The following is a 19,327-nucleotide window of genomic DNA, read 5'->3' on the forward strand; positions in this document are numbered from 1 at the left end:
ACGGGCAGACTGCGGCGTTTCGAAGTTAAAGACGCCAGCCATCAGCCGCGGCGTCGGAGTGCCTAAGCGCCGGCAGCTCCAGGGGGGGCGGAAGCCGCGCGCGAAACGGACAGCACCGTGCGGCTTTGAGAACGTCTCACGCCACCGGGCGCTGCTCTCAAAATGTGAAACCGCACCTTCGCGACTGGCAAGTGCGGTCCATAGATTCAGAGGAAAGCCGTCGAAATCGAGGGAATAAAGGCAATTGCAATCAGCCCGAGAAGCAGCATGCCCAGATAGATCCAGATCCGCCTGAGCCCCGCTTCCGGCGATACCTCCCCGATGATGCACGCCGCGTAATAACACAAGCCGAACGGCGGCGCGAAGACGCCGAGTCCCATCGCGAGCACGACGACCATCGCATAGTGCACCTCATGGATACCAAGCTGATGTGCGACCGGAAACAGCAGCGGCCCAAACAGAACGATCGCCGGAATGCCCTCCAGCACGCTGCCGAGCACAATGAACGCAACGATCGATACCAGCATGAAGCCGGCGGCACCGCCCGGGACTCTCGTCATCATATTCGCAAGGTCGTGCGAGAAGCCGGACTGCGTCAGCGCCCAGCCCATCGCACTCGCCGCGCCGACGATGAACAGAATCGCGCCGGACAATGCCGCCGTCTGCAGCAGCATCGGCATGATCGCTTTCCACTTGAGGCCGCCGCGATAGATCAGAAGGCCGATCACGAGCGAATACGCGATGCCGATCGTCGATACTTCCGTCGCCGTCGCGATGCCCTCGACAACCGCGCTGCGAATCAGAAACGGCAGCAGTAGCGCCGGCAGCGCGATGACAAACGTGCGGCGCACTTGCGACCACGGCGCCCTCACCGCGCCCGCGCGGCTCGCGTCCGTTTTTTCGTCGCGTCCCGCACGCCACCATGCGACGACGCCGAGCACGAGAGCAAGTACGATCGCAGGCAGAATGCCCGCGGTAAAGAGCGCCGCGATCGAAATGCCTGTCACCGACGCGATCGCGATCAGCACGAGCGACGGCGGAATCGTTTCGCTCATCGCACCGGATGCCGCGAGCAGTGATACCAGCTCGCCGTCCTTCATCCCGCGCTTGCGCATCTCGGGGAAAAGCACGGGCGCAACCGCCGCCATGTCGGCCGTCTTCGATCCGGAGATACCCGAGATCAGCAGCATCGCCCCGAGCAGCACATACGACATGCCGCCCCGAACATGACCGAGCAGCGAAGCGAGAAACGCGACCATCACGCGCGCCACGCCCGTCACATGCACGAGTTGCCCGAGCAGCACGAACATCGGCACGGCAAGCAGGATCAGCGTGCTCATGCCTTCGTCCATGCGTCCGACCACGACGCTGAGCGGCGTCGACGTGGTCGTCAGTAAGTAGGCGCTCGTCGCGAGCGAGAACGCGAAGGCGATCGGCACGCCCGCCATCACCGCCGTGCCGAGCACGCCGACAAAGAACACGAGCAGCGCGCCCTGCCCCATGCTCGTCAATGGCGTCTTGGCGAGATAGCAGCCGAGCGCGATCAGCAGGATGAGCGCCAGCGCACCGAGGATATGCCGCCGGTCATGCCGTGCAAGACGCAGGCCGCAACTGATCAATGCCGCCGCGCAGCCGAATGGAATCGCCAGTGCTCTCACCGAGCCCGACCAGCCGAGTGCCGGTGTTTCGACGAATGCCTGATCCTGCACATAGTCGAACGCGGGATGCATCACGAGCGCGAAGAAAGCCGCCGCCGCAGCGACCGCCAGTGTCTCGGCCCACTCCTGTGCGCGCGGCGTCATGTGCGATACGAAGAAGGTCAACCGCATGTGACATGAACGCTGCACCGCGAGCGCACTGCCCAGCATTGCGAGCCACAGGAACAGGATGGACGCGAGTTCGTCCGACCAGATAAGCGGTTGATGAAACACCGCACGCGCCACGATGCCGACGAACAGCAGAGCAACCTCGCCGACGACCGCGGCTGCGGCGAGCACTTCGATGCCGCGGCGCAACCAGCGTTCAATGCCGGTCTCGCCGTGATGATTGCGTACGAGCGACGGCCCGGGTACCTCGAGGTTGTGTGCCGCGCTCATGATATTTTCCCCGTTACCGCTTCGAGGGCGCTCCAGGGACCGGCGCCGAACTTGTCGCGCCACTGCGCATAGAAGCCGGATTTCGTGAGCGCTGCGCGAAACGCGTCCCTGTCCGCAGGAACGAAGGTCAGGCCTTTACCGGAGAGCTGCGACTTCAGCGACGTGTTCAAGCGCGCGACATCCGCACGCTGCTCGACGCTCGCACGGTCGAATTCGCGCCTCACGATCGTCTTGAGATCGTCGGGCAGAGCGTTGAATGCACGCGGGTTGCCGAGCAGCCAGAACGGATCCCAGATGTGATTGGTCTCGGCCACGTACTTTTGTACTTCATAGAGCTTGCCCGCTTCGATCGTGACGAGGCCGTTTTCCTGGCCATCCACGAGATGCGTCTGCAACGCGGTGTAGAGCTCGTTGAAGTTGATCGACGTAGGGTTCGCCCCAAGCGTCTGGAAGAGCGACGTGAACATCGGCGAGACCGGCACGCGAATGCGGTAACCGCGCAAGTCGTCGGGCGCCTTGATGGGTTTCGTGGTGGACGTGATCTGCCGGAAGCCGTTGTCCGCCGCCTTCGAAACCGACACGAACCCGCTCTTGTCGATCTGCGCGCGAATGATCTTGCCGAGATCGCCATCGACGCCGCGCCAGACCTGATCGTAGTCCGAGAACGCGAAGCCGAGATTGGTGATGGCCGCGAGCGGGATCACCGTCGACGCCACCGAGCCCGAGATGTTGAGGAACTCGACAGCGCCCGAGCGCGTCTGCGATAGCAGGTCGGTGTCCGAGCCGAGTTGCGATGCGGGGAAGAAGCGGATCTCGAGCCTGCCGCTGCTCGCCTCGCGTATGCGGTCGATGGCTTCCTTGAGACGCGTATTGATCGGCTGATTAAGGGATTGCCCGGTGGCGAGCTTGTAGGTGAATTCGGCGGCGCGTGCGGGCCGGGTCCATATCGTTACCAGCGGAAGGGCTGCCGCAGCCTTCAACACCGCGCGTCGCGAAATGCGTCGCGGCGAGTTCGACGTGCTCATGATGCTGTCTCCTGTTATATGAACTTCCGTGTTCACGCGCCGCTTGTCTGCATGGCGTCGCGGGCACGTGGTGACACTTGTTCGACTCTTGTCGAGGCGCCGCCGGTCCTGCGTGTGCAAAATATAAGAGGCTTGTTGGTGAAGGACAATTCAATTATTTTGCGCAAAGGTGTAGCCAATCTAAAGGGTGATCATGTATCTGCCATTGCGGGCCATCAGTGTTTTTCATGCTGCGGCGAGTTCGGGGAGCATCTCTCGCGCGGCCGCGGAACTGAACGTCACACCATCGGCCGTCAGCCAGCAAATCCAGTCTCTGGAGACACATCTGGGCACGGCGTTGATGACGAAGGTCGGACGTGGTGTGGCATTGACCGAAGCAGGCGAGCGCTACTTCGCGATGATTTCAGAAGAGATCGACCGCATCGCCGACGCGACTCAGCGTATACGCGGGTTGCGCTCCGTCACGCTCCTGACCGTGCGCGCGACGCCAACGCTGTCCACCAAGTTTCTCCTGCCGCGCCTGCGCTCGTTCCTCGACGGTCATCCCGATCTCGAAGTGCGTCTTAACGGCACCAATGAAATGACCGACTTCGCACAGGAATCCGTCGATATCGAGATCCGTCACGGCACCGGGCAATGGCCGGGCTTGTATGTCGAGCCGCTGACCGAGGAATCGTTCCTGCCGGTCTGCTCGCCCGCGTACTGCGCACCGTCGAGTCTCGATGCCGCCGACTTGCGGCGTCATCGGCTCATCTATTCGATCAAGTCGCAGGTCCAGTGGCCGCACTGGTTCTCGGTGGCGCACGCAGACCCGCTCGATCCGGGGCAGCGCGTGCTCTTCGACCGCAGCCATATGGCGATCGATGCCGCCGTCGACGGCATGGGCATCGCCCTAGAAAGCACGCTCATGATGTGGCGCGAGCTGCGCGACGGCACGTTGATCTGCCCTGTGCGCGAGCCTCCGGAGATCCGGCTGACGACGCAGTGGATCGTCTGTCCGTTCGAGCATCTGCACAAGAAGAAAGTGATCCTGTTCCTCGATTGGCTGCGCGCCGAGCGTGCCGCCTGGCAAGCCGCTTCTCAGCTTGCCGCCGCCCGCTGACGTTGAAGCCTGGCTAACAAATCGCCTCGGAAATGTTAATTGTTCTGGCTGAACCCCCTGACTACACTTGCTCGCAAGTAAGGCGCACCGCTGTCATGCCTTCGATCACGCCTCCCCGGCCACTCACCGCGCGCCGCGCTCGCGGCCACGATCCATAGTCTCGACCACAAAGGATTGCAAATGAATCTCTCCAGTCTGCTCCAGGCACGCAACGCTTCCGGGCGCCCCGTACGCGTCGGCCTGATCGGCGCCGGCAAGTTCGGCTCGATGGTGCTGTCGCAGGCACGTCATATCGAAGGGCTGCACGTGGTGGGCGTCGCCGATCTCGATGTCGGCAAGGCACGCGCATCGCTCGCGCGAGTCGGCTGGTCGGCCGAGCAATATGGCGCGCGCACGCTCGCCGATGCCATGAAGACCGGCGCCACCTGTGTTCTCGACGATGCCGCCGCACTCGCCGCCTGCGATGAGATCGAATGCATCATCGAGGCGACGGGCCATCCGATCGCCGGTGTGCGTCACGCACTCGCCGCGATCGAAGGCAACAAGCATGTGGTGATGGTCAACGTCGAGGCCGACGCGATGTGCGGCCCGCTGCTCGCCGCCCGCGCTCGCGAGCGCGGTCTCGTCTACAGCATGGCATACGGCGACCAGCCCGCGATCATCTGCGAACTGGTGGACTGGGTGCGCTCTTGCGGCTTCGAGCTGACCTCGGCCGGCAAGGGCATGAATTTCGAGCCGCGCTATCGCTATTCGACACCGGACACGGTATGGGGCTTCTTCGGCTGGACCGAGGAAGAAGTGGCCAAGGGCGACTTCAACCCGAAGATGTACAACTCGTTCACCGACGGCACCAAAGCCGCAATCGAAATGGCGGCGGTCGCGAACGGCACGGGCCTCGATTGCCCGGATAATGGCCTCGCCTTCCCTCCTGCCGGCCTGCATGATCTGGCGCGCGTCTTCCGGCCGGCGGAAGATGGCGGACGCCTTTCGCGCAGTGGTCTCGTGGACATCGCCGCGAGCCAGGAACCGGACGGCCGTGAAGTGTTCAACAACATCCGCTACGGCGTGTTCGTCACGTTCAAGGCGCCAAACGAATACGCGCGTGCGTGCTTCAAACAGTACGGCCTGCTCGTCGATCCGACCGGCTGGTACGGCTCGATGTGGCGCCCGTTCCACATGATCGGTCTCGAAACCAGTGTGAGCGTGCTGTCGGCCGTGCTTCGCGGCGAGGCGACGGGTTCGTCGAAGGAATTCCGCGGCGACGCCGTGGCGACCGCCAAGCGCGACCTCAAGCCCGGCGAGATGCTCGACGGCGAGGGCGGCTACGCGGTCTGGGCCAATGCGATCCCGGCATCGAAGAGCCTTGCGATCGGCGGCTTGCCGATCGGGCTCGCGCATAACGTCAGGCTCAAGCGCCCCGTCGCCAAGGACACCATCGTACGCTTCGAGGATGTCGAGCTCGAACGCGATCTCGATGTGGTCGCGCTGCGTCGCGAGATGGAGCAAAGTGCGCTCGGCAAGCCCGCAAAGGCAGCGTGAAGGACACACGTCATGGCATCGGATGGAGCATTCCAGCATGGATAGCGCAACGCAAGCCTTCGTGGTCGTCGCGGAGTTCGAAGTGAAGGCCGAGTGTGTTCGCGACTTCCTCGCGCTCGCACGCGACGACGCGCGGCACTCGCTCGCCGACGAGCCCGGTTGCCGGCAGTTCGACATCGTGCAGATGGAGGAAACGCCGGAGCGCGTCATGTTCTACGAGGTCTACGACGATCGCGCCGCGTTCGATGCGCATTTGCGGACGCCGCACCTCGACCGCTTTCGTGCCGGCTTTCCGGCGCTGATCGTGACGGAGCGCCCGGTGCGTTTCGGCCGGCGCGAGTTCGCATGATGCGCGCCGGCCTCGCAGTAGGCTTCATCGGCACGGGCATCATGGGTTCGCCGATGGCGCGGCGCATCGTCGGCGCCGGCTACCGGGTCGCGGCGTGGAACCGCACCCCGGACAAGGCGGCGCCGCTCACGTCGGCGGGCATCGAGGTGGTCGGTCACGCAAGCGAAACTGCACGCGATGCGGATGTCGTCATCTGCATGCTGAGCTCGGGCTCCGCGTGCGACGACATCCTGCTCGGCGACGACGGGATCGTCGCCAGAATGCGTGCGGGCAGCGTGCTGATCGTGATGAGCTCGATTCCTGTCGATACCGCGCAGCGCCATGCGCAGGCCGCAGCGGAACGCGGCATCGGCTATCTCGACGCGCCCGTGTCCGGCGGCGAGAAAGGCGCGCAGGACGGCACGCTCGCGATCATGGCGGGCGGCGACGCGGAAGTATTCGAACGCGCGCGCGGCGTGCTACAGACGATGGGCCGTCCGACGCACATCGGCCCGGCGGGCACGGGCCAGCTCGCGAAGCTCGTCAACCAGATGATGGTCGCGAGCACGATCGCCACCGTCGCCGAAGCGATGCTGCTCGCGGAACGCGGCGGCGCCGATCCCGCGCAGGTCCGCGCGGCGCTGCTCGGCGGATTCGCCGACTCGACGATCCTGCGGCAGCATGCTGCACGCATGATCGCGCGGGATTTCGAGCCGGGCGGCCCGGCCAAGTATCAAATCAAGGATACGAAGACGGCGCTCGGCTTTGCGCAAAGCGTGGGGCTGGAGTTGCCGGTGCTGGGGCTCGTCGACGGCCTCTTCACCGACATGGTCGAACACGGCGACGGTGAGTTGGATCACAGCGCTTTGATCCGCGAATTACGCAGGCGCAATGGCTTGCCGGTGTCGTGACGGAGTGCCGAATGCATCGCGGCTTTTTCTCACGATTTTTTTTCGCATTCGCATCGCCGGTGCCTCTTCGAGTACGCATTCCGCCAGGCCCGCTCGGCCTCGGAATACCCAAGAGCCTCCGTCGAGGTGGCTATACAGCTTTCCGCCGAAGCCGAAGGCCCGTGATGACCGCGCTGACCGTGCCTTCGAGCATTGCCTCGAAGGTCTCGACGATGTTCATGCCTTTGTCGCGAGGCGGCGCGAATCCGAACTGGCTTGCGAGCTTGTCGAGCGGCGCGAGTTCCGGCTTCTCGGTAATGCTCACCGACCGGCGATTGCGGATTGCTGAACTTTAACAACCTCGGCTCACGCAATCGATTGAACGTGATGATCGCACGCCGCGCGTTCTGGCTTCCTGTAGCGGATGCAGCATGCGCGGACTATTGGTGCCGACGTTCTGGCCGAAGAAGAACAAGAGATCGGTCTTCTCGAAGTCTTCGAGTCTCACCGTGCCAACGCCCACGCCGATCGCTTCGTTCAGTCCGACGCTCGTGCTCTCGTGACACATGTTCGAGCTGTCGGGCAGATTGTTGGTGCCGTACATGCGTTCGAAAAGCTGGTACATGTACGGCGTTTCAAGCGATGCGCGACCAGATGCATAGAACGCGACGCGCTTCGGATCGAACGTGCGCAACTCGCGACCGATGTCCTTGCTAACGCCGTCATCATTTAAGGGCGTTCAGTAGGCGGTATGTACGGTTTTTCGAGTGATACCAATTCTGCCAATAGTAGGGAGAACAGCGTTGGTGCGTCGTTTGCAATTGACGACTCGCTGATGGCTGTGGCCTACGGATCGCGAATACTTCACGGTGCACCGTGACCATTCGAAAGCCGACCTTTTGATGAAACCGCCCAGGTCGAGCACGAAAATTGCGCAATCCCTGACGCATGCCACGAGAAGCTGGAAAGACCGTTCTTCGGACATTTCCCCGGGTGGCAGTGTATGGTTTGTCGTCATGTTTTGTGAGTAGTGCACGGTCAGCGGTTTCGTCGCGCGTGGGTGCAACGGCTTGGCCCACTTACTCAAAAAACGCGCGCCAGCGCGGCGCATCATACACACTTCAAACCGCCGGCGGGGCGCCTTTGGAGGCAGGCAGGTCCGGTGATGAGCCAGAGGAACCGGCCACCACCCCTACATCAAACGGACAAACATAAGGGAGACAATCATGACCGAGCGACTGGTTGACGTGATGGATGGCAGCGGTAATGTGCTGCATACCTACCCGATTACGCTAAGCGAGTCGGGCAGCGCTGACGATTCCGGATACAAGGCCAAGGCGCTGGAAGCCGCGGCGCACGGGCGGCTTGTGCCGGACCCTGAACTCGGTACCCTCACGGCCAGGATGCACACGGGTCGTGGCGGCCAGATGGCGCCGTACGGCGATGACCTGCAGGGTAATTCGGAAACTAGACAAGGTCTAGAGCAGGCCGTCCGGCAACGTGCTTATTTGCTTTGGGAGAAAGAAGGACGACCTGATGGGCACGCCGAAGAATACTGGCATCGCGCTCTCGACGAGCATCTTCGGGAGCGGGCCTACGTCCTGTGGCAGCAAGAAGGAAGTCCCGAAGGGCGACAGGATGAATACTGGCGTCGGCTTGTTGAGTTCCAGGCCCAGTGATTCCCGCCTGCCGGGGAAAATCCGGTGTGTACGGAACGTACAACGGATAAAGCATGTGACGACATCACCCGGACGGTCATGTGGTTTCGTCCGGGCTTCGGCGAACCATTGCTATTCGAATTAGCGACTTTCGCCCAAGCCTGTCTGGGCCCTGCGCCGCCGGAGTCTCTGATTGAACAGAAGCGCATTTACGAAAAGCATTGACAGCGCCGCTCGCACACTATACTGTGGATCTCGAAATATTCAAGAAGCTCGATTGCTGATCACCATTTTCCGCCTCATCTGCGCGGTATTCGCTGTCCTCTCTTCTTCCTTGAAGTTTTTGTCGCTCCGCACCGGAGCAGTTATTTTTTATTTCAGGGAATTCTCATGGATACCGGTACTGTCAAATGGTTCAACGATAGCAAAGGCTTTGGCTTCATTACCCCTGACGCTGGCGGCGACGATCTCTTCGCTCACTTCTCGGAAGTTCGGGGCGACGGCTTCAAGACGCTTGCCGAAAACCAGAAGGTGAGCTACGAGACCAGGCGCGGCCCGAAGGGTCTGCAGGCCGCGAATATCTCGCCGCAGTAACGTATTTAAAGGGCCGGTCTACCGGCCTTTTGCCTGTTAGTGACTAGCATCCTCGCGGAGCCATGCGCTCCCGATCTGAGCGCGGACTTCGACCTGCGCATCATTTGTCTTTCGACGCGATCCGTCTAGCCTCATTTCAATTTATTTCGCCTGTACTACAAGATGTCGTGCGGTCGGTAATCGCTTATGCACAGTAATCAAAATCTTCACCACTACAACGGTTATTCAATCTCCCCATCCTCTCACCGGTTACCTGACGGCTGGTTTGCTGCAAATCTGCTGCTCACAAGGGGGCCGGGTGCTTGGCCGGTCTACTACCACTTTGACGCGCTCGACTATTTTGATAGCGAAACGCAGGCTGTCGGGCACGCAGCAGCATGGGCGCGCGGCTGGGTTGACAGTCGCGGTTGAGTGGGCCGGCCTGGTAGCGCAGGCGCGGCGATACGTGGCGCGCATCGGTTTGAATGCCTCTCAGTCGTGTGTTCCACCAAGCGCCCGCATCATTCAGCTCTTCCAGGAACGTGGTACTGAAGAGCGCGAAGAGGTGGGCCCCGTCACGTCGCCCTGAAATGCCACTCAAACGGGTCACCGGGCTCGACCGTCTGATGGGCGCAGCGGTATCCGTCATTCACATTTCAAGGAGCAGCGATGGCGTTGCTGGTTATGCAGGTTGCAGTGAGCGGGGATCTGGTGGAGGTGTTCGAGATGCCAGTGGATGACGTCGATGGACACCGGATGCTCGCTTGCGCGAATGACGATGAGCGGGTGATTCATCGCGCCGGCCAGACACTTGAAGATGGCGAGGTCTGGATCGATCTGATTGACCGGGACGGCGAGACGCTGTTTGATCAGGTGGCATGTTTCCACCGGGCGGATGCCACCGACGCGCTGCAGGTTCATTTCGGCATGAACGCCGATGTCGTTAAGGACTGTCTTTCCAGGCCAAATGTTGCGTCGCTATATGCGAGGCATCGCATGGCGGCTCAAGCTTATTTTCGCAAGATTGATCGCCTGGTCGACTGCTCCACGGTCAGCTCCAGACAGAGCAATCGCCGGCGGGTGGGTGAGGCCAGCGTCATGGATCTCGTGATCGAGCTTCGCAGGCGGCTGGACGGCGTGGACGCCCTGCTCGCGCTAAGCGAACTGCCGACCCGCGTACAGGCCGCCGCCGGGCAACTGAGCGAAGCGGCGAAATCCTACGTGAGTGCTGTCCAGCGTCTGTAAGGCGTTATGCGGGGCGGCAATGAAAATATTAAGGTGGCCGGGGGGCGCGCACAGAGCAAGCGAGCAACTGCGGGTTCACGATTTACATCGCAACCCTGGCAAAACCCTTACAGGAATTTCTTATGGACGAAAGAAAGCGTGACAGCATGATTGTGTATCTCCGCCACCGCATGGATGACTTCGGTATTAGCCCTGATGACCTCGCTTCCTTCCTGGGGATCAAGCCTGCCGGACCCGATATGGGTCGCTACGGTAGCGCGGGCGGTGATACCTGGAGCGGCGACGGCGAGATGCCGCAATGGCTTAAACAGGCCACTAGCGCGGGACAATCCATCAGGCACTTCGAACTTCCGATCGGGACGCACGTCCGGACAGCGCGTCAAGCTGAGGCGAACTGGGCAAACGACCCTTTCGCCGGAAGCCCGCTCGCGGGAGCTCGCCATGCCAGGCCGTAGCCTTCAGGAATCCGGATCCCAAGACGCCCCATCTTAGTCACTGCGCTGACCGGCACAGCCAGCCGTGGATTGCGCGCCTAGGCACCGAGTGGCCCGCCGCGCGAGCGATCGGTGGCTTGTCGTGTAAAAAATCCGCAAGCGATCTCTTGAAAAGTTCTGGCGCTTTCCTATTTATGGTTTCCGAAAGCAGCCGCTGTGTTCGCGCTGGGTGTTTCGATTGGTTTGTCAGCGGCTTTGGCAGACGGACTTGAGCGCGTATGCCGGTTTGTCTCCTGCCGTATATGGAGCTTGTTGTGCCCATTCTCACCGCACTCGCCGCGGTAATCCTCGCTGTCATTGGCATTAGCCGCTGGTGGCGCAGGCGCCGTGTCAATCACTGGCCTTGACCTTGGTATCGTCACCCCGCCACGGGCTTGTGACGCTGGAGCGCCTTCTCCAGCAACAGAAGCAGTTCGATGTTTGACACTGCATGGAAGGCCGCGCTCACAGTCGCAGAGAAACTCTGTGTGACACTCCGGGTTGATTGGCTATTGCCAAGGCTTGATGCTGCCGATCCGGCGCAAGAGCGTGGAGCCGCTGGCAGCACTGTCAACGTCGGACTTAGTTTCCCCAAAACTGTCGGAGTAAGATTCCCCACCCTGTATCTGCGTGGTGATCAGCCGTTTTCGGGATCGGGTGAGCTCCTCCGGGGGCGTCCTGGGCGCCGGCGCGGCGTTTCGGCAGATGCCGGGTGTAGAGATGATGGACGGTTGCGTAGATGGTCAGGGAGTAAATCGGCGTGCTCGCGCAGACGGTAAGAAGAGCCCTCAATCTGCACCACGATCGCGTGATGCAGCAACCTGTCGAGCAGGGCTGCTGCAACGACACTGTCGCCGAATACCTCGCCCCACTCACCGAAGCTGCGATTGGAAGTCAAGATAATCGCGCACCGCTCATAGCAGGCGTTGATCAGTTGGAAGAACAGGTTGCCGCCGTTTGAGCCGATGGGGAGATATCCGATCTCGTCGACAATAAGCAGGCTGTTGCGCGCGAGGAAGCGCACGCGTTGCGGCAGATTGCCTTCGCGCTCGGCCTTCGCCATCGAGCTGACGATTTCGGCGAGCGAGCCGAAGTACACGCTCTTGCCGGCGCGGACCGCTTCGACACCCAACGCGATGGAAAGGTGTGATTTACCGGTTCCAGGCGGCCCGAGGAAATGAACCGCCTGTCGCCGCTCGATGAAATCCAGTTGCGCCAGCGTCATGATCCGATCACGATCGAGGCTCGGCTGGAAACTGAATTCATATCCGGCGAGCGTCTTGATTGTGCCCAATCTTGCTGTCTGTAGTGCCATCCGAATACGCCGTGTCTCGCGCGTAGTGAATTCCTCGCCCAGCAGCGTCTCGAGCACTTCCAGCATTGAGCTGTCGCCCTGCTCAAAGCGCTTCAGAGTGGCATCTAGAGCTTCGAAAGCGCGTGGCATGCGCAAGCCAACGAGGTAACGCTGTATCCGCTCGACAGTCGAGCTTGGAACGCTGTTCATGCATGCCTCCCAACGTCAGCTAGGCGCTTTGCGACCTGATCATAGAACGATAGGGGCCGGCGTGCGACGCCTGCATTTGAAGGCGGCAGCGCGCGTCCAGTTTGCGGCTTGCGCTTACCGGAGCGCCTGTGGCCAGGCAGCAGTGACGTTCGTCGTCGGCCTTCCAGCACGGGGTGCACTGCCAGCAGTTCGCCCTGCTCGTAAATCCGGATTTCGTGAGCCAGACTGTGAACTTCGAGGGTGCGTTTGCGCGTTCGGTCGGGCACGCTATAGTAGTTTCCGCCGACTGAGACGAGTCCTTCGTGACTCACACGCCGCTCGAGTCGGATCACGCCATTGAACAAACCGGCGGGAAGCGCTTGCAACGTCGGGCGCTCCTCAAGAAAATGCTCCGCGACAACTCGGTGCGTCGTGCCATGCACACGAACATTGGCTACTGAGTCAAGCCACTCACGCAACTGGCGATTCATGTCGGCAAGATTCTGAAATCGTCGAGCGAGGAAGAAGTCCTGACGGATGTATCGAAATGGGCGTTCGACCTTCCCCTTAGTCTTTGCGCGATATGCCTTGCATGCGCGCGGAGCAAAGCCATAGTGCTGCGCGAATGCGACGAGCTTTGCGTTGTAGACGATGTGCTTCTCGACTTCGCCCAGCACAGCCGCCTTCATGCGGTCGTAAAGCACCTCTTGAGGAACACCGCCGATGTGCTCAAACGCCTCCATGTGACAGCGCAAAACCGTTTGAAGGTCTTGGTGCTCAACGAAGCGGCCCCACAAATAACGGCTGTGTCCAAGCACGAGCGAGAACAACCAGATCGAGCGCCGCTGTCCAGGGACGTCATCAAATTCGACATTGAAGTGAGCAAAGTCCACTTGAGCTTGAGCTCCAGCCGGCGTCTCGAAGCGCACCTCGAAGCCACGCTGCTTGGGCGGACGAACTTCTCGGACCAAATCACCCAATGCTGTGCGACCGCCGACGTAGCCCATCGCCTGAACCTCCCGAAGAAGTCGTTCAATGCTCAGCTCGGGATACTCACGCACACGCTCGGTCACGTAATGGACAAACGAATCGACGACACAAGGACGCGGCGCACGCGGACCATAACGAGGCGCCTGCACACCATTCTTAATGTATTTGCGAACGGTCTTGCGATCCATATTTAGTCGAACGGCGATAGCCGAGATGCTCAGCCCCTGCCGATGCAATTCCAGAATCGTCATAACCTCTCCCAGCTCGACCACCGGTAGCTCCCCGACGAATGCGAAGGCCTATATGGTCGGTGATCGACGGGGCGCCACCGCTTACGCGGCGGCGCCAAACAAAAACTGGGGAAATTTACTTCGACGAAAATGAGGAGTATCTATCCGACGCTGACACAGCACATCTGGAACCTCAGCGCGTGAGTGCGCGGCACCAATCACTTCATCACTTCGTGTCGAAGTCGGAATGGTCTGACGCCGCGTTACTCGAACAAGTGCGTCGCTGGGTGCTGCCGCACATGGATCCGACAAAGGGCCTTTACTGGATCATTGACGACACGGGCTTCCCGAAGAAGGGGAAGCATTCGGTTGGGGTGGCGCGGCAATATTGTGGGCAACTGGGCAAACAGGATAACTGCCAGGTGGCCGTGAGCCTGTCGGTGGCCACCGAAGAGGCAAGCCTGCCGGTGGCTTATCAGCTTTATCTGCCACAGGAATGGGCCGACGATCCGCCACGGCGGGCGCAGGCTGGCGTGCCCGATGAGATCGGGTTTGCGACCAAGCCGCAGATCGCACTCGCGCAGTTGCGCGAGGCCCGGCAAAGCGGTGCACCGGACGGTGTCGTACTGGCCGATACAGGATACGGAAACGACACTGCGTTTCGCGATGCCCTCAGCGAAATCGGCTTGCAATATGCGGTGGGTATCCAATCGAGCACCCGTGTATGGGCGCCAGGCACTGCGCCGCTGCCTGCCGAGCCATCCAGCGGCAAGCCTGGCCGACCGAGAAGTCTGCAGCGCCGTGTACCGCGGCATGAACCGGCATCGGTCAAGGAGTTGGCCGTCGGGCTTGACGCTTCCCGCTATCGTACGGTTTCGTGGCGTGAAGGCACGCGCGCTACGCTCAGTTCGCGATTCGCAGCGGTGCGGGTGCGCGCCTCACACCGCGATTACTGGCGGCCCACGCCGCGCGACGAGGAATGGCTGCTGGTTGAATGGCCCGATGGCGAGCCCGAGCCAATCAAATACCGGCTCTCGACGTTGGCCGCAGGCACGCCTGTGGACCGCCTCGTTCAGGTTGCAAAAATGCGTTGGCGCATCGAGCGTGATTACCAGGACCTGAAGCAGGAATTTGGCCTCAGGCACTTTGAAGGGCGCGGCTGGCGCGGGTTTCATCACCATGCATCGCTATGCATTGCCGCTTACGGCTTCCTCGTTGCTCAGCGCCTCATTCAGGGAGGTAGTAAAAAAAACGCTGCGATCCGCGACACGTCTGGCTTACCCTCGGACTACGTGCCACGCGGCTCCCCAGCGCGCGCAGCGCCACGTGGCTGACTCGATCGCCACGCTGCGCTGGTGCATCGCTGCGCACGTCGCTAAGCGGCTCCAGCGATGCCCATTCTGCAGTTCTGCCTCGACATATTTAATGACACAGTAAGATTAGACACCTGCTTGGACGTCCGCCGCAATTCTTCCGAAAATTAGAGCGCGCTCTAGAGCTCCGGGGCAGCACCTGAACTTATGACGGAAGGATGGCCGGCGTGTCGCACCGCATTATTTTCTGGTACGGTAACAGACTCGCGCAGTCCTTCGAAAAAGCGGTCCCAACTTGCCGATTATGTCCGATGCACACGCCCGCCCCTTGCGGCAATTCGCCAATTTTCTGCGACACGAGCGAGTTCGTCTAACTGAATGTTGGATGAAGGCGGTCTTCGGCGACGACGACTTGGTCGAACCCGACAAATTAACGTACGACCAACTTGCTGACCACCTACCTCAAATCCTCGAAGGGCTGTGCGTCGCCCTCGATGCTCAAGACCTTGAGAAAGTCGAGCCCGCAATGGAGCGCGACGCCAAGACACATGGCATAGTACGCTGGCAGCAAGGTTACAGAATCGAGGAACTGGTCAGAGAACTTGACCTTTTCCATCTAACGTTGTCGGACGCTCTTGACGAATTTGCCGACACGGATGCAGACGGCGCGTTCACGCGTCGTGAAGAGCGGCACGCGCGGCGTCTCATTGCCGAGGCACTCAGCTTCGTCACCTTGACCTCGATACGCCAAGTCGTCCATGAGCGCGACCGGAAAATTGACGAGTTCACGGGCAGGTTGGAGCGCGCAAATCATGAACTGGAACTGAAGCAGCGACTCGTCAGCGACCTTCACGAATCGCGGATGCAAATTACCCGAAGCGTAGTACACGACCTTCGAAACTTCCTGAACGCGTTTTCGATAGCGCTCCAGTTAATAGGCCGCGCGCCTTCGAAAGCGGAGACGGCGCTGACGCTCGCGAATCGGCAAGCGGCTGATATGAAGGAACTCGTTGACCAGATGGTCGAGTACTCAGTTGTTCTTGGCGATGGCAACCCCCTTTCCGTTGAGAAATTCGAGTTGCGGGAACTGTTCGATGAACTGGTAGCATCGAGCTGGCCGGCCATCGAAGCGAAAGGTTTGCGCTTTCATCCAGAGTTCGATTCAGCGCTGAGTTCGATGACTTCGAACCGGCTTAAGGTCAAACAGGTTGCGCTCAACCTATTATCGAACGCGACAAAATACACGACGTCTGGCGAAATCGAACTGGCCTTCGCCAAGGTGAATGAGAGTGCGTGGTCCATCCGTGTCTCTGACACTGGGGTCGGCATTGCCCCGTCCGACGCGGAGCGCGTGTTCGATGAGTTTGAACGCGCCGCGGGCGACGACATACCTGGCGCCGGACTTGGGCTCGCTATCGTAAGCGAGCTTTGCCGCGTCCTTCAGGGAGAAATTCGTTTCGAGTCGCGGCTTGGTCGCGGCACAACTTTCGCAGTACATTTTCCCGTCGAGCTGCGGCCCATGCACTGAAGGTAGTCGACTCGTACATCGGCGCGCGTGGCGAAGCCCCCATCCATCTTTGAGGCTGCGCGACGCGGCAACGCATGAGGACGCGAAAAAGCCGACTGCGAAGCAGGCCTAACCAGTCGGTTATTTTCAAAGTCGCACGTCGTTGCCGCTAGAGTTCGACGGTCGTTTCTATGGGAGAGCGGGTGTGTTTGCTGGCTTTGAGCGCAGGGAGACCTGTGCCAGGCCATTACTGACCTGGCACATGAACGTGATGCGCCGTTTTCGATCGACGAATTCCGCACGCCGAACCGCTGCCTGGACAACGCGATCGCCGACGCTGTGACGGAATTCAGTTATCAGCGAGATTCCAGGATGGCGAGCCAGCAGGCACTGGAAGAAGGCGAACGCATGGGCTCGTTCGCCCATGAGCTTCGCAACTTCCTGCATACGGCGACCCTTGCATTCGAGGCTGCGAAAGCCGGAAATCTGCCGTTGTTTGGCGCGACGGGCGCCGTACTGGACCGGAGCCTGAAAGGCCTAGGGAAGCTTATCGAACATTCGATCGAAGACGCCCGCAGGCCTGCTCCGGACAGCGCGAAATGGACACTCTTCTCGCTCTCGGAGTTCATCAGTGAAACCAAGCACGCTGCAAATCTCGCTGCGCAATTACGCGGATGCGGCTTTGTCGTAACCCCGGTCGATCCGCACCTTGCTGTCAGCGGCAACCGCGATCTCCTGTACTCGGCGCTTGGCAATCTCATACAAAACGCATTCAAGTTCACGCGGCCAAATACCGATGTGACACTGAACGTGTATGCCGTTGCAGACAAGATTCTCATCGAAGTGAAGGATCATGGCGGTGGTCTCCCGCCGGGCAAGGCAGAGCAGATGTTTCTGCCGGTCACCCAGTTCGGCGCCGATAAATCCGGGCTTGGACTCGGCCTGTCGATAGCACGTCGCAGCGTCGAATTGAATGATGGCGTTCTCAGCGTGCGCGATATTCCGGGCATCGGATGCGTATTCACAATCAATCTTCCTCGACACGCGTTGATGAAGAAATAGCCTAAAGACCCGTATATCGAGAGCAATCAAGCAGACGGCCATTGATACCGAGAAGGCCATCATCGCCCCCCCTGTTTGATTTCCGTACCAACGGCCTCAGTCTTCCGGGCAACTGGAACTCGCCGCCCAACGCCGCCGCGTTCGGTTAAGACTATGTGATGCGTGCCGCCACGGTCAAGTCGAACATGTATGGAAACCAGCCATCTGAATCGCGCTATTTCTTCGTCGAAGTGGACAGCGCCGAACAGCGACCGAACGGTGCAAATCGCTATACGGTGACATTCCCGAAGGGAGGGACGCCACCGGCAACCGGATTCTGGTCCCTGACGATGTACGGCCGAGGATTTTTTTGAGCCCAACGACCTCAAGCGCTATTCGGTCGGCACGAAGAACCTGGAGAACATGGCGCAGAACGGCAACGGCTCGCTGACCATCTACGTCCAGCACGACTCGGCCGGCAAGGACAGGAAGCGAACTGGCTGCCCGCGCCGCAAAAGGACTTCGAGATGACGATTCGTACCTACTGGCCAAAGCCTAAGGCTAACGAAGGAAAATGGATGCCCCACCGGTCGTCGAAGCGAATTAGTCCATCTTGCTTTTGCCGATCAGTCTCCACGAGGTTGTGGGCCGATCGGCGTTACCGTGATCTGAGCTGTTCGATGGCCGATCGTTGCGGAAGTACCGACGTTCGAAGGTCCCACGGTCAGAGCCATTAGGTGACTGTTACTCGATCACAAAGCCTACAAAGGGGGCGGCCCACGGCATCCGCGACAAGCCCGCCTGTTGTTCAGCACCGTTAAATTGAATGATTTCATTGAGTGGGAAATTGGTGCGGATCAACATTGCTGATACCGGTGCCGATATTCCCGCTGATAAATTAGACATCGTCTTCGAACCGTTTGTGCAGCTAGGGAGCACGGCAAGCAACAGGACCGGTTTGGGGCTAGACCTCGATATCGCACGAACGTTGGTTTTGATGCGCCATGGAAGCGTCGAAGCACACAGTGATGGCCCTGATCGTGGCGCTTCTTTCACCGTAACCCTGCCTATCGCCCCGCTGGAAGCGCTTACTTTGGAACATCGCAGAACTTGAGCGTTCTTGGGTTGGTTTTGGGGCGGAGTTACGAGTAAGCGTGAAACATGCACAGCGCCGTTGGCAAGCTCAAGATGACAGGCGCGAACACTTCGTCGACGCCGTAGAAATCACGGCCAGCAAACGGCGCGGACTGCGGCCCATCGCGAATTGACAGGCCCGCCGCCCGCGTCTGTATGCTGCGCGTACTTCGCGCGACGGGTGAGCACTTCGACAGTTCTAATCAAGTCCTGCAAAGGGATAGGTTTTCTAAAAAACACATTCCAGCCTTGCACCTGAGCAACCGAGTCCACTGGCTCAAGGGCGCCAGACACCAAGATGATCGGCGTATTACGGAACACAACGCGCTGCCTTATTTGGTCACAAAATTCCAGCCCGTCCATCACAGGCATCTGCCAGTCTGTCACAACGACCTCTGGGAAAAGTCGGGAGAGCATTGACAAACCATGGACGCCATGACATCCCGTGTAGACGCGGTGGCCGGCCTCCTCCAGCGCAAAACTCAAGCTTGCGAGACTGACGGCATTATCGTCAAGCAGTAAAATGATTGCCATACGCAGGCCTATTTTTCTGTTAATCCCAGCAACGCTTATGCCACCGCTCATCGCGTAGAATTTGCGGCTTCCCGACAACCACTCGCCTACCAGGTCCAGGCAAAATCGCCCGTAATCGCCCGTTCCATCGACAATATAGGTCGATCTAGGAAAACTCGCCGAAAGG

18 protein-coding genes and 3 pseudogenes are annotated in these 19,327 nt (G+C 60.2%); 15 read left to right on the forward strand and 6 right to left on the reverse strand.

From position 1 onward, the window contains the following. Positions 1–206 precede the first annotated feature (206 nt). Entirely contained in the window at positions 207–2,096 is a 1,890-nt protein-coding gene (locus tag NK8_RS35095) for a TRAP transporter large permease subunit (RefSeq protein ID WP_213233978.1), read from the reverse strand. Beyond that, entirely contained in the window at positions 2,093–3,121 is a 1,029-nt protein-coding gene (locus NK8_RS35100) for a TRAP transporter substrate-binding protein (protein ID WP_187606722.1), read from the reverse strand. The genes NK8_RS35095 and NK8_RS35100 overlap by 4 nt, the downstream gene beginning before the upstream one ends. A 193-nt stretch (positions 3,122–3,314) precedes the next feature. On the opposite strand from NK8_RS35100, the gene NK8_RS35105 reads away from it, so the two are divergent. The 4 genes from NK8_RS35105 to NK8_RS35120 all read left to right on the forward strand — a co-directional run bounded on the left by NK8_RS35105 (position 3,315) and on the right by NK8_RS35120 (position 7,001). Further along, entirely contained in the window at positions 3,315–4,223 is a 909-nt protein-coding gene (locus NK8_RS35105) for a LysR substrate-binding domain-containing protein (protein WP_213233979.1), read from the forward strand. A gap of 180 nt (positions 4,224–4,403) precedes the next feature. After that, entirely contained in the window at positions 4,404–5,762 is a 1,359-nt protein-coding gene (locus NK8_RS35110; RefSeq protein ID WP_187606724.1) for an NAD(P)H-dependent oxidoreductase, read from the forward strand. Between the two features lie 37 nt (positions 5,763–5,799). Further along, positions 5,800–6,111, forward strand: a complete 312-nt coding sequence (locus tag NK8_RS35115) for a putative quinol monooxygenase (protein WP_213233289.1) — start codon at positions 5,800–5,802, stop codon at positions 6,109–6,111. Then, positions 6,111–7,001 carry an NAD(P)-dependent oxidoreductase gene (locus NK8_RS35120; RefSeq protein WP_213234010.1) on the forward strand — a complete coding sequence of 297 codons (891 nt, stop codon included), beginning with the start codon at positions 6,111–6,113 and terminating at the stop codon, positions 6,999–7,001. The genes NK8_RS35115 and NK8_RS35120 overlap by 1 nt, the downstream gene beginning before the upstream one ends. A gap of 163 nt (positions 7,002–7,164) precedes the next feature. Here NK8_RS35120 and NK8_RS35125 read toward each other — a convergent pair. Further along, positions 7,165–7,689 (reverse strand): annotated as a pseudogene (locus NK8_RS35125) (hypothetical protein); the annotation flags it as partial. Positions 7,690–8,206: 517 nt separating this feature from the next. Here NK8_RS35125 and NK8_RS35130 point away from each other — a divergent pair. The 5 genes from NK8_RS35130 (at position 8,207) to NK8_RS35145 (ending at position 10,911) form a co-directional block, all read left to right on the forward strand. After that, positions 8,207–8,659 (forward strand): DUF2934 domain-containing protein, encoded by a 453-nt coding sequence (locus tag NK8_RS35130; RefSeq protein WP_213233290.1) that lies wholly within the window; start codon positions 8,207–8,209, stop codon positions 8,657–8,659. Positions 8,660–9,028: 369 nt separating this feature from the next. After that, complete coding sequence (locus tag NK8_RS35135) at positions 9,029–9,232, forward strand: cold-shock protein (protein WP_187609215.1); 204 nt, start codon at positions 9,029–9,031, stop codon at positions 9,230–9,232. Positions 9,233–9,418: 186 nt separating this feature from the next. Then, entirely contained in the window at positions 9,419–9,643 is a 225-nt protein-coding gene (locus NK8_RS43115) for a hypothetical protein (protein ID WP_225936540.1), read from the forward strand. A gap of 237 nt (positions 9,644–9,880) precedes the next feature. Then, positions 9,881–10,456 carry a hypothetical protein gene (locus NK8_RS35140; RefSeq protein WP_213233291.1) on the forward strand — a complete coding sequence of 192 codons (576 nt, stop codon included), beginning with the start codon at positions 9,881–9,883 and terminating at the stop codon, positions 10,454–10,456. Between the two features lie 95 nt (positions 10,457–10,551). Beyond that, the gene (locus NK8_RS35145) at positions 10,552–10,911 is read left to right on the forward strand and encodes an H-NS histone family protein (protein WP_225936631.1); all 360 of its coding nucleotides are present in this window, start codon (positions 10,552–10,554) and stop codon (positions 10,909–10,911) included. A 655-nt stretch (positions 10,912–11,566) separates the two neighbouring features. On the opposite strand, the gene istB is transcribed toward NK8_RS35145, so the two are convergent. Together istB and istA are read right to left on the reverse strand one after the other, a co-directional pair. Further along, on the reverse strand, positions 11,567–12,433 hold the full coding sequence (istB, locus tag NK8_RS35150) for an IS21-like element helper ATPase IstB (RefSeq protein WP_213233293.1): 867 nt from the start codon (positions 12,431–12,433) through the stop codon (positions 11,567–11,569). After that, positions 12,430–13,653 carry an IS21 family transposase gene (gene istA / locus NK8_RS35155; protein ID WP_213233294.1) on the reverse strand — a complete coding sequence of 408 codons (1,224 nt, stop codon included), beginning with the start codon at positions 13,651–13,653 and terminating at the stop codon, positions 12,430–12,432. The genes istB and istA overlap by 4 nt, the downstream gene beginning before the upstream one ends. A 158-nt stretch (positions 13,654–13,811) precedes the next feature. On the opposite strand from istA, the pseudogene NK8_RS35160 reads away from it, so the two are divergent. From NK8_RS35160 to NK8_RS35185, 6 genes and pseudogenes are all read left to right on the forward strand, one after another. Then, positions 13,812–15,011 (forward strand): annotated as a pseudogene (locus NK8_RS35160) (IS701 family transposase); the annotation flags it as partial. Between the two features lie 238 nt (positions 15,012–15,249). Beyond that, positions 15,250–16,473 (forward strand): HAMP domain-containing sensor histidine kinase, encoded by a 1,224-nt coding sequence (locus NK8_RS35165; RefSeq protein WP_213233295.1) that lies wholly within the window; start codon positions 15,250–15,252, stop codon positions 16,471–16,473. A 351-nt stretch (positions 16,474–16,824) separates the two neighbouring features. Beyond that, a complete protein-coding gene (locus NK8_RS35170; RefSeq protein WP_225936541.1) occupies positions 16,825–17,514 on the forward strand; it encodes a sensor histidine kinase KdpD in 690 nt (229 codons plus the stop codon). Between the two features lie 185 nt (positions 17,515–17,699). Beyond that, entirely contained in the window at positions 17,700–17,867 is a 168-nt protein-coding gene (locus NK8_RS43845) for a DUF1214 domain-containing protein (protein WP_367657840.1), read from the forward strand. After that, positions 17,866–18,024, forward strand: a pseudogene (locus NK8_RS43850) (hypothetical protein); the annotation flags it as partial. The gene NK8_RS43845 and the pseudogene NK8_RS43850, both read left to right, overlap by 2 nt. Before the next feature lie 295 nt (positions 18,025–18,319). After that, a complete protein-coding gene (locus NK8_RS35185; RefSeq protein WP_213233297.1) occupies positions 18,320–18,607 on the forward strand; it encodes a sensor histidine kinase KdpD in 288 nt (95 codons plus the stop codon). A gap of 110 nt (positions 18,608–18,717) precedes the next feature. On the opposite strand, the gene NK8_RS35190 is transcribed toward NK8_RS35185, so the two are convergent. Beyond that, the gene (locus NK8_RS35190) at positions 18,718–19,239 is read right to left on the reverse strand and encodes a response regulator (protein ID WP_213233298.1); all 522 of its coding nucleotides are present in this window, start codon (positions 19,237–19,239) and stop codon (positions 18,718–18,720) included. Between the last annotated feature and the right edge of the window lie 88 nt (positions 19,240–19,327).

The organism is Caballeronia sp. NK8 (genome assembly GCF_018408855.1).
In the GTDB taxonomy this organism is placed as follows: Bacteria; Pseudomonadota; Gammaproteobacteria; order Burkholderiales; family Burkholderiaceae; genus Caballeronia.